The following is a 12,370-nucleotide window of genomic DNA, read 5'->3' as shown; positions in this document are numbered from 1 at the left end:
GCCGTATGCGGAACCGCACGTACGGTGGTGTGAGAGGGCGGCGGGAGTAACTGGACCTGTCAGGAATTTTGTGTGCCGGGGTCGCGGTTCGTAGTTAGTTAATCGCGTTGGTGAAGCGTTCACCAAACAGAATGGCAAACTGGTTGGCGGCCATCTTCCAGGTCCGTTGCGGCATCTTCCAATCTTTTTCGATATTGCGCAAGGCCAGGTACAGCAATTTGGTCGCTGCCTCGTCGCTCGGGAAGTGGCCACGGTTCTTCACGATCTTCCGCAACCGCATGTGCAGGCTCTCAATGGCATTCGTGGTGTAGATAATCGAACGTACTTCCGGTGGGTACGAGAAGAACGGAGTCACCTGCTCCCATTGGCGCCGCCACATCGCCGGCACGGTCGGGAAGCGCTGCCCCCACGGGCCGTCTGCAAAGGCGTCTAACGCCGCCGCTGCGGCGTCAGCGTTCGCTGCCTGGTAGATCGGCTTGAGCGCAGCTGCAAGCTCCTTGCGATCCTTCCAGGACGCCAGCGTCATCGAGTTGCGAATCAGGTGCACGATGCAGGTCTGGATTTGCGCCTGCGGATACACGGCCTCAATCGCTTCAGGGAAGCCGCGCAGGCCATCGACGACCGCAATCAGAATGTCTTCCAATCCACGGTTGCGCAGCTCGTTGAAGACCTTCAGCCAGAACTTGGCGCCTTCGGTTTGTTCGATCCATAGTCCCAGCACTTCCTTGCGGCCATCGGCGCGGATACCCAGCGCCAAATATACGGCCTTGTTCTTGACGGTGCCTTCATCGCGGATCTTCAGCCGCAGTGCATCGAAGTAGACGATCGGGTACATCGTCTCCAGCGGCCGCTGCTGCCATTGCGCCACTTCATCCATGACCTCGTCGGTGATGGTCGAAATCAGGTCTGGCGACACTTCGGTGCCGTACAGTTCCAACAAATGCGCCTGAATCTCGCGCACGGTCATGCCGCGAGCATACATGCCGATGACGTGGTCATCGAAGCCCGGCATGCGGCGCTGGTGCTTGCCGACGAGCTTTGGCTCAAAGCTGGAAAGACGGTCACGTGGGATCTCCAATTCCAGCTCGCCGCCCGGTGCCAAAACGGTTTTGCGGCTCTTGCCGTTACGGTGGTTCTTGGCGTCGCCTTCGGTGGCGAGGTGGTGGGTCAATTCGGCTGTCAGCATGCGCTCGGCCAGCATCTTTTTGAGCTGGCCGGCCAAGCCTGACTCCCCGAGAATCGATTCGGCATCCTTGTTCTCGACCTGGGCCAGCAACTGGTCAATCAGTTCAACAGGAAACGGGTACTGCTTCTTGGTTTTTGGTTTTTTAGTGGTCATTACGTCGGTCATGGACAATCCCTTTCGGTATTATTTCATGACCCCAGATTCACACTAAAATTCTGACAGGCTCGAGTAACTCCGCCCCCTACTCGATCTCCGGCGCGATTCGGCCTTGATGGCGTCGTGCCCCTCGCTGCGACCAATCATTGATTCAGTGCGATTGGCGACATGACCGAATTCACTTGGGCTTACCTTCATATCCTGGAGCTCGGAAGAGCACCGCTGACCGCCCTGGCAGCGGGAATCTTTGCGACATTGCTTCAGACGCAGATAGTTCAACGTCGTCAGCCCATGAGGTGGATCGTGCTGGTGAATTACGCTTTCCTCGCCCAGTTTGCGATCATGCTGCTGGCCTGGTTCGTGCTCGCTGCCGCGGCTGACCGCAATTACTACTTCTTCATTCTCAACTTCTTCCTCGTCACCTGGACCTGTCTCCCATTCTTCATCCTCGCATGCCTGGTTCCGCTGTTTGCGAGGAGAGAATCCCGAGCCTAGCCGCCGAAGACTGAACGGCGGCTAGCCCTTTTGGGATATCAGTTCACCACGAACGTCCTGCTGGTCCCGGTCAGCCCATAAACCGCGCCGTTCCAGCCGTTCTTGTAATCACCATAGTGCCGAATGCGGTACTGCCCGGTGGCCGCATCCGCAGGAATGTTCCACCCAATGACTGCGCGCGAAGTGCCCCACACCGGATCGACCCGCTCCCAGCGATAAGTGGTGCTCCAGTCCCCGTCCACCGCCACGGTGCGCCACGCAGAACCATCCCAGCGCTGCACTTCCAGGAAGGTGCCATTCAGCCGCAGGTTGTTCTTGGGATGTCCCGTCCAGAACGAAACCTCCACCCGCTGCCCGCGCGAATAGCTGGCATTCGCCTGGCGTTCCACATCGCCAAAGCTCTTGAAGATCGGCGTGTTATCCAATACCACCCCGGTCTGGAAGGACATCTGGTTGCCGCTCAGGTCCCGTGCCGGTGCACTGCCACCAGCCGCAGTCCCCTGTCGCATCGCGGTGGCCAGTTCGTGGAAGCTTTGCTGGTAAGCCCCCAGTGTCCACTTGCCGAAATGCGTGGAAGCGCCTTCATAATGCTGTGCGTCATACTCTTCCGGGGTGGTCACATAACCAGAATAGGCATTCGAGTACCCGGCAAACACCACATGCTTGACGCTGTCTCCCAGGGCCGCCTTGACGGTTTCCCGCACGCGCCGCCCGGACATGATGGTGAACTCCGCCGGCGCCGCAATGATCGCTAACTGCCCAATGCGTACGATGGAAACCGGCAGTACTTCCGGCGACCAGGGGAAGGGCGTCTGCGTGCCCGTCGACAGCAACACCGGCTTCACACCCTGGCAATCGCGCACCCACTGGGGCGCAGGCGCGATAATGCCGCCGAGCGCCTGGAAGAACGGATTGCCGCTCAAATCCCCTTCATTAAAACCATCCAGCCCGCGCCCATCTTCGGTACCCGCCGCAAAGGAGCTGCCGATCGCCGCGGGACAGGTGGTGCGCGCTGCGCCATCCGCAAAGCGTGCCTCCACTGTTACACGGGAAAAATCGATATAGCGCTGCCGGTAATCCACTGGCCCGGACAGCGGTTCCAGCGCACCGTTATAGATGGCCAGCGCCTTCTGCAATTGCCGCTCACCGATGATGCGCGTGTTATCCAGCTCGTTGGCTGCCGGCCCGGTGCCATCGAGGTTCAGGTTCGGCGTCATGTCGCCCGCATTCGACTGCGCAAAGGCCGCTACAAAGTCAGCGTCGGAGTTGTAGCGCACGCCCTTCAGATCATGCTCCCAGCGCCACTCCGCATAGCCCTTGTTGTCCGGGGTGACCAAGCGGTTCATCGGCGTCATCGAAACGCCATGCGTAGCAAACCAGCTGATCACGCCCACGTCGTTGCTGCCCTGCTTGAAGCGCAACACCGTCATCTCCGGATCGATATTGTGCCCCCAGCGCTCGCGCTCCGCTTGCGGGTTGCGCAGGTAGGCCGGCATCGAGCGGTTATTGCTTGCATCCGCCAGCTCGCCCTTGCCGATCGCGATGCTGCCTGGCTTCAGGTCGCGATGCGCCTTATCGATTGCCGCCACAATACCGCTGACAATCGCATCGAACGTGCGCGAGTTGAAACCGTAGGTGGTGAAGTTGTACAAGGCGTAATGAGAGAAACCACCCGGTCCACCATGCGTATGCGTCGCCGAAAGGATCACATTCTCCGCCGAGTACAGGCTGCCATACCGCGACTGCAACTGCCGCAGTACCGCCTGTTGCATTCCCTGGAACACCATACCCAGGTCGTTATTGACGAACACCATGCGCTTGCCGCTCGCCTGGTCCACCACAATGAAAGCCCGCGCGCGCTGCCGCATGTGGATGCCGGCCGTAACCTGGGAGGTCGAGGCGTACCCCATCATGCCCACTTCTGCCGCCTCGCCCGTAATGTCGGACATGCCGCGCCCGACAAGGTAAGGATCTGCAAATGCCGTGCTACAAACCATGCTTGCGCCGAACAGAGAAACCAGGCGCGCGAACCGAAAATATTTCGCCATGACCGTCCCCTTTGCCGCTGCTGTTTGAAAAACGACGAACTGGAAGAATAACAGTGTTTTCTTTCGGCTCGAATGAGTTTGATCAAAACGCTACAATAGCAAGCGAGTAGCCATTGGCTTCGAAATGTCAGAAGAGAAAGAAGGCCTGCGAGTTGATGATGCCGCGGCGCTGAATGGTGTTTCCGTCGTGCGGCTGTAAGAGCGACAAGGTTTCGACGTGGGATTGCCCGGCTTCCTCGGTCCACAATTCACGGACAGCGGGAAGGTCGCTTGGTCCATTAGTAGCGATTGCAGTTGCGGCTGATGGAAATGTGCGCGATGAAGGTTGGCGTAGCCATGTTGTCCTTGTTACCCCAATAGATGCCGTTGAAGTTGCGAATCCTATCGAATGTGCGACAACACGTCTACGTAATATCCCAAGGCGACCAAAGCGACGCTACCCGGCAGGTCGGTAAGCGCCAAACCTTTCTGCAGCTTCTCGAAAGTTGAAGCCGTCATTGCATGACTCAATTAAGAGGACTCAAAGCGGGCCGGTGAGAACACCGATGACGCTTATCGAGTCTTCGGAAGATGCTTCAGGGCTGTTATCCCCCAAGTGAATGGGTAGCGCGCAGAGCCTCGCATTCGGTTTGCTCAAGATCAACGTCGACAAATTTTACGCGTGCAACCATAGGCACCTGCGTCAACCAGACGATAGGAGCCTCAAGTGGACAACGCACTACTCAGCTTCTTCCGGCAAGACAAGGACCTGGTTACAGAAAGCCGTCCTTTGCGCCTGCGCCTGGCCCACCCGACGCAAATGCTGGAAGATGTTCTCTTACCACAGCGCGTGCAGGGCAGCGAATCAATCTGCGGCAGCATCGAGTACCGCATCCTGTGCGTCTCTCTCGACGCGTTCATTCCGTTGAAAGAGTTGATCGCGCTTCCTGTCGCAGTCGACATCGTGACCGATCGCGGCGACTTGCGCAGCGTGTGCGGCATCGTCACCGAAGCGCGCGCGGGTGACAGCGACGGCGGCCTGGCCAGCTACCAACTGCTCCTGCGCGACGCGCTCTCCATCATGGAGAAGCGCAACAACACCCGTGTTTTCCGCAACAAGAACGAAGTGGAGATAGTGCAGGTGATCCTGGATGAATGGCTGCAGACCAACCCCATTATCGGCACCTGCTTTCGCTACGAGATGGATGAATCGTTCCGGATCGATGCCTATCCCCAGCGCGAATTCACCATGCAGTACAACGAGTCGGATGCCGCTTTCATCCGACGTCTGCTGAAGCGCCGCGGTATCGCCTGGTACTTCCGCGCCGGCCAATCCGACTGGCCATCGCATACGATAGTCTTGTTCGACAACGCCGATACGCTGCCACCAAATGCCGCTGGCATCGTTCGCTATCACCGAGATGATGCCACCGAAGAGCGCGACACTATTACCTCGTGGTGTGCAGTGCGCACCCTGCAGCCGGGAAGCGTGTCGCGGTTTAGCTGGAACTATAAGAATCCCCAGGACTCGGAATTCATGACCGCGAGAGTCGATGGCCGCTCCGACCAGGGACCGAACGGCAATGAAATGTCCGCCACTCTGGATGACTACCTGGTTCTTTCGCCGCATGCGGGCGACGATCACGAAGACCTGTGCCAGCTTGGCCAGCTGGCCATGAATCGCCACGACCTCGATTCAAAGTGCTTCCACGGCGAAGGTAGTGTGCGTGATTTCTGCGTTGGCGAGTACTTTGAGCTTGAGGGGCACCCAGAAATCGACGCACACGCAAAAAGCGAGCGTGAGTTCGTCATCAGCGCACTGCAAATAGCCGTATCGAACAATCTGTCCAAGGACGTAGCTGCGCGGGTAGAACGCCTGTTTTTTCGAAGTCGATGGGTGCCCGGCGCAGACAGCGAGCTACCGGAAACGCGCGTAAAGATTTGCTTTACAGCCGTTCGCCGCGGGATTCCCATCGTGCCAGCATATGACGCACGAGCTGATATACCCAATGTCCCAATGCAAAGCGGAATTGTCGTTGGCCCAGAAGGTGAAGAAGTGCACTGTGATGAAATGGGCCGTGTGAAAGTTCGCTTTCGAGCAACGCGAAAAAACGACCATCAACACGCGCAAGGTGCTGGAGCGGCGGAGAAAGACTATGACTCAGCTTGGGTGCGGGTGGCGAGCAATTGGGCTGGTGATGGGGCGGGAATCCACAACCAATGTGGCAGTCTTCACCTTCCCCGCGTCGGAAGCGAGGTACTGATAGCTTTCCTTGAAGGCGATATGGATAAGCCAATTGTGATTGCCCAGTTGTTTAATCAAATAGGGATGCCTCCCGCCCTGAGTGCAGCAGGCGGCCTTCCAGGCAATCGCTTTATTGCGGGAATCAGGAGTCGCGAAATCAAAGGAACGCGTTCTAACAGTCTTCTGTTTGATGACACAAACGCGGAGATCAGCGCTCGCCTTGCGAGCGATCATGGTTCATCCCAGCTGAACCTTGGATTCCTGACACCGCCCCGCTCAAGCGGAACTGCAGATCAGCGAGGTGAAGGAGCCGAACTGCGAAGTGACCATAGCATTGCGGTTCGTGGTGGCTCTGGGGTCTTGGTAACGACCGAGCAATCGAGTCCTGTTGAGGGGAGGCAACTGGATGTTCCCAGAATGACCTCGCTGTTCGAAAGAATCGTAAAGCTCGCTAAAGAACTGGCTGAGCGTGCGAAAGTGATTGCAAATGATCAGCCGTCAGTGGCTCAGTTGGAAAAAGCACTTGAGGATCTGACCAAATTTGAAGCGCAGCAGCCTGTCCCAATTATTGCAGTCTCTGGCATAGCGGGAATCGTCAGCGGGAGCGAGTCTGGATATGCGGTTGGGGCCGCCAAAGATATCGACATGGTCTCGGCAGCAACGATCAGGCTTTCTGGTGGTGAAAGCGCGTCAATTCGTGCTGTCCAGGATGTCAGCCTCTTCTCAAATGAAGGTGAGATTAAGGCCCTAGCTGCAAGTGGCAAAGTTTCGATCCATGCGCAGGCCGATCAACTTGAGATCCTTGCGAAAAAGGTCGTTGAGATCATCAGCACGTCGGACTGGATCACGATTAGCGCAAAGAAGGGCGTACGTATCAACGGTGGCGGATCGGAAATTGAATTGAGCTCGGGCGGGATCAAGGGATATACGAACGGAAGTCATCACATGTATGCCGGCGACCACCAGACCTTTCGAGGTCAAGATCGATCCATTCAGTTCCCCGGAGACAAGCAGGTTCACAAAGTCTGTGTGCCGTGCCTTGCAAACGCCGCTCAATCTCATGGCCCATACGCACCTTCAAAATGAACGATTACTCGACATATGCGCTCATGGACGCCGCCCTGATGGCGGATGCTGAAAATATGCTTTGGATGAAGGGGAAACGGCGACCTCGCTGGCTAGTTTCGCTTTACGATCGTCCCGCATGGAGAGTGAGCCCTTTCATTGTGGATATCGATGCGGCATATAGGGCGAATAGGATTGATTCGGTCATGGAACTGGTCAATTTTATGCACCCGCGTATTCATGTTTCATTTATCGATACGACTCTCTCGGTCCACGAACTTGCGGATCACTTGCGCCAATTCGGTTTCATTACCACGGATAGCGGGGAAGAGCTTACTTTGCGGGTCGCGGACTGCATAGTCCTTCCTTGGCTCCATGATGCAATGACCCCGAGCCAATGGGCCGCATTACACGATCCGATTCTCGCCTGGAGAATTCATTCGCGGGAAGGAAAGCTTTCCGTACTACCTGCTCCAGGCGATTTCGAACCTGTTGTCCCTCCATTGAATTTCACGAAGTTGCAATTAGCTGCGTTGGATTTGGCGCATGAGCCCTACCAGCTTATGTCCAATTTGCGGGCAATGCGGTTTGGACATCAATGGGCCGAGACGCCACAACTGGAGATTCAACTCGCCGAACGGACGTTGAAAGTATGGAAGGATTCAGGGACGACAGATTCCTCGATACTCCTGACCCTTGCGCTAGGTGTGTTTGATACCAAGGGAAAGCTGCTGCAGCTGTCTGATTTGGGCGGCCTTCTTGGACGCGACGACCCTACGCTTGTGGAACGAAATATTGAGAATGCCGTGGCCCGATTACAGTGCGGGCCAATATGAGGATCATCTACATGCATCGATGGAAAGTCCTGGCACTCCTCCTTCTGGTCGGAGTTGCAATCTATTTTGGAACGCGGGATGAGGAACAGATCTGGGTCTCGGTTGCATCGGTGCACTATTATCCGCCGAATCATCGTGTCGAGGAGGTTCAGATCGATACCCATGACTATGGTAACTCTGGCTTTGATGGAGATGCAGGGATGGGAATGTGCTGTATCTGGATCCCCAAACTATGGCGGCCAGGAATCGTAGTAGATGTCCGCTGGGTCGTCAGTGATTGGACCGAAACGCCAATCGATGACAAAGAGCACTTCGATCACAAGAAGATAAAACTAGTAGGGATGTACCGAGCGAAAGTTCATGTTGAACGATATACGGAAGCCGACGATGTGTTTGTTCATTTTTTCAATGGTGGAAAGGTAAGAGTTGTACCAGGCCTGCGTGATTTCAGGGACAAGAAGAACTTGGACGAAAGCATAAAGAAGGCGGAAGAAGGGGCGGTGGTGGGGCAAAAGGTCAGCGAGCTTTACACCGCAAGTGAGGAGGCTGAAATTCTGGAGGCGCGTGAGCGCGAGCGAGAGCGTAGAAGGAGTTGGTGGCGATGATCGAGACTACTCTGTTCGTTCCGGCAGGCCCGGAGCCATTAGTGGCGAAAATGGTTCCGGTCAAAGTGGCAGGAACCAAGTCTAAGGACTGCGAAATCGTACTTCAGTTCGGGCTGTTTTTCGACGGGACAGATAACAACTATGATCGTGACAAAAAAGCATTCGGAGATTCCAACATTGCTCGACTATGGAAGTGTTACCCGATTCGCGAGAGTCAAGGACTATCGAGTGTGTACATTCCCGGAGTCGGCACATCGTTCAGTGCAATTGGCGCGGAAGCGGAAGGATGGCGCGGAACCGCATTTGGGATCGGTTGCGAAGCAAGGGTTCTGTTCGCGCTGCTGAAGACTCTTGAGTTCGTGCGTCACTTCGTCGAGCCAGGTAGGCCCGCCTTCACCAAAGAACAGCTGAACGTGCTCTGTCAACACAACATCGTAACTTCGAGAGCAAAAGAGCGCGTCCTTTTGGAAATGGGTTTAGCGTGCGGGCTGCAAGAGCTTGGTGATGACCTCGGCCGACGCCGCCAGGCATATTTCCGACGAGAGACTGCTGAGCTTGAGAGGAAATCGCGGAAGTCGCCCGTTCGCGTGAAGGGTCTGGTGGTCGACATTTTTGGTTTCTCTAGGGGGGCTGCGGAAGCAAGGGCGTACGCGACATGGCTTTGCGAAACGCTCGTTGACGGGAAATATGCGGGCATTCCCTTAACGATCCGTTTCATGGGCCTGCTCGATACGGTGGCCTCTGCCGGAGTGATCGAAATGATTGGCAGTGCTTTAAATACATCTACAGGTGGACATAGTGGCTGGGCCCGCCCCGAATCACTGCGGGTTCCGATGCAAGCGCTCAACTGTGTGCATTTTGTCGCGATGCACGAAGTCCGAAAGAACTTTCCAGTTGATTCGATCATGAATGGTGGGGCGAGCTCCCCGAATTTTCATGAGTTTGCCTATCCTGGCTCTCATAGCGATGTTGGCGGCGGATACTCCCCTGGCGATCTAGGCATTGCTGCGGATGTTCCGGGGCCGCTAGGTGATTCGATGAAGCTGTCGCAAATTCCGCTGAATCACTTGCTTGAATACGCAGTTGCGGCAGGCGTCCCACTAAGCAGGGAAGCTGCAACGAGCACACGCTCACATTACGATCCCCTTGCTGTTTCGGAAAAGCTCAAAGCAGCCTTCAATTCTTTCCTAAAGCTGAATGGCTCGAAAAGCCAAACTCTCGCTGATTGGACAAAGGTCTACTTGGCGTGGAGATGGCAGATTCGAAAACGATATGGTGAGATTGGTCATGTCAGAAGGGCTAAGAAGGACCAGCAGCTACTGGTCTTGTCCAATCAAAAGTTGATTGATGACAGCGATCGCTTGCTGAAGAACGTGAGAAGTGGTGAACCTGCTCGAATGGTTAAAGACTTGATCTATCGCTCTGGCCAATCAGGCATTGAATTCGCTACCCCTGTCGTGATCGGAGACAATCTCGAAAGCGAAGCTGGCGAGGTGTTAAGGCAGGCAATCGCTTTCGGAATGCCAGACGCCGGTCTTATCGCCTTTTTTGACGAGTTTATCCACGATTCGTATGCCGGCTTTTGCGCAGACCTGAAAGAGCCGACCGGATATTGGCGTTACAGGAAGGGCTTCCAAGGATCGGATAAGCCGGTTAACGCCGATTTGCACGATGACAGCCTCGAAACCCAGAACATGACTTAATGGACAGACCGCGATGAAGAACTCAAAAGGCAAAGGAGTTATTCGGCTAGGCGACACTACGTCACATGGCGGAAAAGTCATCATTGCAGAACCGAGCTTCAAGGTGCTCGGCAAACCCCTCGTCTGCAATGGTCACATGACGGTCTGTCCAAGGTGCAGAGGAATGTTTCTTGTTCAGACAAGCGACTCTGAGCGGAAACATAATGGAAGAGGTGTCGCCTACGATGGAGATAAGACGGAGTGTGGCGCGACGTTGATATCCTCAATCTGACACCGGGATGCATTCGAAATCTATATGGGCGAAAAATACTTCTTAGGCATCGCTCAAAGCATTGCTCTGATGTCGTTCATCGCATCGCCACTGGCCATGGACTTTAAAGAAGAGAAAGTGGCGCAGCAATCAGCGACCAAGATCAACAGGCTATTTCAAAGCACGGAGACGGTTTGTGTGGGGCGATATGTTTTCGAGGTACCGAAGAATTCGACAGTGGTGTATGGGCCGGCCAGCACGCCTTACCACATCGAACGCCTTCCTGATGTGGGAAGCCAATTTGCAGCGATGGTCGAGGAAATTGCGAAAGAGGGACTGTTAAAGAAGTCAAAATTCCCACTTGGTCCTGCATCAAGCCCTGGTTCCAAAGTCGGCACAATTGTGCCGGGGTTTGGGGATCGCCACAAGATCATCTATGGGGTTGAATCGCTGACGGGAGGTTTCTATTCAATTCAATCGGTGCTGGTTGTCGGAAGCGATATATATATTCAGGAGCATAGTCATTACGGTGATCCTTCGAAGCTTACCGCCGGGCCTGTAACCAGGCAATATGCCGGCGCATGCAGGCAACGAAGGGTGCATTTTCGAAAGCTGGCCTAATTGCGGTGGGGGTCAACACGTCAATTGCGATTGTGGAATGGTTGAAGGGCTACTCGGATATTGATCCGAAAACTGGAAAGCCCAAGCGCGATGTAGCTGATTTGCTGGCAAAGATTGGAGTTGATCTTTTGAAGGTCGCGGTATCTGCAGCAATTTCAAGTGCTTTGGTTGGGGCATTTGCCCTAGCTGGTGTCGTCACTGGAGGCGTAGTCATCGTCATTGGCGTCGTAGCTTTATCGATCGCTGTGGGACTAGCTGTTGATTATGCTGAAGGAAAAGTTGGCCTTACAAAGAGTCTCAGTGAAGCAATTCGTTCTACCACCCGCGATTTGAAAAAGGGAATGCCAAAGGACTATGAAAACTTTGAGCTCTATCATGAGAGCACAACTACATTCGAGTTTGGCTCTTCATGATCATTCCACATCCAGGTATAAGTAACATCTGGTATCGGTGCGCCATACTGTGGTTCGCGGCATGGGCCGTCGTCGGCATTGACTTGACGATAATAAACGCATATGAAAGACTCAACAATTTCGATGCCCTGATGTTCATTACTGTGTGGTTATTGGCCCCTGTAATGTTAGGAGCGATTGGTCACATTACGGGCGGGTGCAACAGGGTCATTACGTGTGCCTTTGTCTTTGGCCTATTTGGTGCGATTCCGTCACTTCTTATGGTAACGCTAAGTTCCGGCCTCTTCTTCCTTATAGCCCGGCCGGATCTGATCACTGCTACCTTCTTCGCATTTGTGAGTCTGCTAATCACCGCGACAGCAACGACGAATTTTCTGCGTTTTCGCCGAGCGCTGAGGGCTGCAAAATTCGTTGAGCGCGAGTTTGAAGTCTCGCATTTTGGAGTGTTTGTTAATCGCGGGGTGTTGCTAGCCGAAAACGCAGATGGTAGTAGGTTTGATGGTGCATTGCTATCGATCGTGCCAAGCCTGGCCACTGGAGTCTATTTTTTCCAAGCAGGGCTTGCAGGGCAAGTCGAAGATGCGACGTTGATTCTTCTGGTGTCGCTGTCAGTCATGCCTATCGCAGTGCATGGGTTCTCACAATTTATCGGCGGCTTCTATCTCTGGATTTACCTCACTTGGAAGTTTGAACGTCAGCATAACTTGAAAGTGCGGTTCAAAGATTCAGTTGAGGAGCAGCACTCGTGAAATGAAAATCGCATAAAAA

Annotated in this window: 11 protein-coding genes; 9 read left to right on the top strand and 2 right to left on the bottom strand. The window is 54.7% G+C overall.

Features of this window, described 5'->3' with window-relative positions:
• Positions 1-94 precede the first annotated feature (94 nt).
• On the bottom strand, positions 95-1,351 hold the full coding sequence (locus ACWBU6_RS00215) for an IS256 family transposase (RefSeq protein ID WP_452645046.1): 1,257 nt from the start codon (positions 1,349-1,351) through the stop codon (positions 95-97).
• A gap of 159 nt (positions 1,352-1,510) precedes the next feature.
• Here ACWBU6_RS00215 and ACWBU6_RS00210 point away from each other — a divergent pair, with 159 nt between their 5' ends.
• Entirely contained in the window at positions 1,511-1,837 is a 327-nt protein-coding gene (locus ACWBU6_RS00210; RefSeq protein ID WP_452646892.1) for a hypothetical protein, read from the top strand.
• Between the two features lie 38 nt (positions 1,838-1,875).
• On the opposite strand, the gene ACWBU6_RS00205 is transcribed toward ACWBU6_RS00210, so the two are convergent.
• A complete protein-coding gene (locus ACWBU6_RS00205; protein WP_452646891.1) occupies positions 1,876-3,885 on the bottom strand; it encodes a neutral/alkaline ceramidase in 2,010 nt (669 codons plus the stop codon).
• Between the two features lie 706 nt (positions 3,886-4,591).
• Between ACWBU6_RS00205 and ACWBU6_RS00200 the strand changes: the two genes are divergently transcribed.
• From ACWBU6_RS00200 to ACWBU6_RS00165, 8 genes are read left to right on the top strand one after another with little or no spacing between them, the layout of a single operon-like run.
• Positions 4,592-7,195 carry a type VI secretion system Vgr family protein gene (locus ACWBU6_RS00200; protein WP_452646890.1) on the top strand — a complete coding sequence of 868 codons (2,604 nt, stop codon included), beginning with the start codon at positions 4,592-4,594 and terminating at the stop codon, positions 7,193-7,195.
• Positions 7,192-8,010: a DUF4123 domain-containing protein gene (locus tag ACWBU6_RS00195; protein ID WP_452646889.1), complete on the top strand. Its 819-nt coding sequence runs from the start codon at positions 7,192-7,194 to the stop codon at positions 8,008-8,010. Before ACWBU6_RS00200 ends, ACWBU6_RS00195 begins: the two co-directional genes overlap by 4 nt.
• A complete protein-coding gene (locus ACWBU6_RS00190) occupies positions 8,007-8,615 on the top strand; it encodes a DUF3304 domain-containing protein (protein ID WP_452646888.1) in 609 nt (202 codons plus the stop codon). Before ACWBU6_RS00195 ends, ACWBU6_RS00190 begins: the two co-directional genes overlap by 4 nt.
• A complete protein-coding gene (locus tag ACWBU6_RS00185; RefSeq protein ID WP_452646887.1) occupies positions 8,612-10,318 on the top strand; it encodes a T6SS phospholipase effector Tle1-like catalytic domain-containing protein in 1,707 nt (568 codons plus the stop codon). Before ACWBU6_RS00190 ends, ACWBU6_RS00185 begins: the two co-directional genes overlap by 4 nt.
• Before the next feature lie 13 nt (positions 10,319-10,331).
• Positions 10,332-10,589, top strand: a complete 258-nt coding sequence (locus ACWBU6_RS00180; RefSeq protein WP_452646886.1) for a PAAR domain-containing protein — start codon at positions 10,332-10,334, stop codon at positions 10,587-10,589.
• 24 nt (positions 10,590-10,613) lie between these two features.
• On the top strand, positions 10,614-11,189 hold the full coding sequence (locus ACWBU6_RS00175; RefSeq protein ID WP_452646885.1) for a hypothetical protein: 576 nt from the start codon (positions 10,614-10,616) through the stop codon (positions 11,187-11,189).
• Positions 11,150-11,602 (top strand): hypothetical protein, encoded by a 453-nt coding sequence (locus tag ACWBU6_RS00170; protein WP_452646884.1) that lies wholly within the window; start codon positions 11,150-11,152, stop codon positions 11,600-11,602. Before ACWBU6_RS00175 ends, ACWBU6_RS00170 begins: the two co-directional genes overlap by 40 nt.
• Positions 11,599-12,351, top strand: coding sequence for a hypothetical protein (locus ACWBU6_RS00165; protein ID WP_452646883.1), 753 nt, complete (start codon positions 11,599-11,601; stop codon positions 12,349-12,351). The genes ACWBU6_RS00170 and ACWBU6_RS00165 overlap by 4 nt, the downstream gene beginning before the upstream one ends.
• The last annotated feature ends 19 nt before the right edge of the window (positions 12,352-12,370 follow it).

It is taken from the genome of Pseudoduganella sp. HUAS MS19, from assembly GCF_053615455.1.
This window is presented reverse-complemented; position numbering and strand designations above follow the sequence as displayed.

Excerpts from the sequence above, each read along its gene's own strand:
- ACWBU6_RS00215 (WP_452645046.1), bottom strand. The coding sequence starts at position 1,351 with ATGACCGACGTAATGACCACTAAAAAACCAAAAACCAAGAAGCAGTAC.
- ACWBU6_RS00210 (WP_452646892.1), top strand. The coding sequence starts at position 1,511 with ATGACCGAATTCACTTGGGCTTACCTTCATATCCTGGAGCTCGGAAGA.
- ACWBU6_RS00205 (WP_452646891.1), bottom strand. The coding sequence starts at position 3,885 with ATGGCGAAATATTTTCGGTTCGCGCGCCTGGTTTCTCTGTTCGGCGCA.
- ACWBU6_RS00195 (WP_452646889.1), top strand. The coding sequence starts at position 7,192 with ATGAACGATTACTCGACATATGCGCTCATGGACGCCGCCCTGATGGCG.
- ACWBU6_RS00190 (WP_452646888.1), top strand. The coding sequence starts at position 8,007 with ATGAGGATCATCTACATGCATCGATGGAAAGTCCTGGCACTCCTCCTT.
- ACWBU6_RS00185 (WP_452646887.1), top strand. The coding sequence starts at position 8,612 with ATGATCGAGACTACTCTGTTCGTTCCGGCAGGCCCGGAGCCATTAGTG.
- ACWBU6_RS00180 (WP_452646886.1), top strand. The coding sequence starts at position 10,332 with ATGAAGAACTCAAAAGGCAAAGGAGTTATTCGGCTAGGCGACACTACG.
- ACWBU6_RS00175 (WP_452646885.1), top strand. The coding sequence starts at position 10,614 with ATGGGCGAAAAATACTTCTTAGGCATCGCTCAAAGCATTGCTCTGATG.
- ACWBU6_RS00170 (WP_452646884.1), top strand. The coding sequence starts at position 11,150 with ATGCAGGCAACGAAGGGTGCATTTTCGAAAGCTGGCCTAATTGCGGTG.
- ACWBU6_RS00165 (WP_452646883.1), top strand. The coding sequence starts at position 11,599 with ATGATCATTCCACATCCAGGTATAAGTAACATCTGGTATCGGTGCGCC.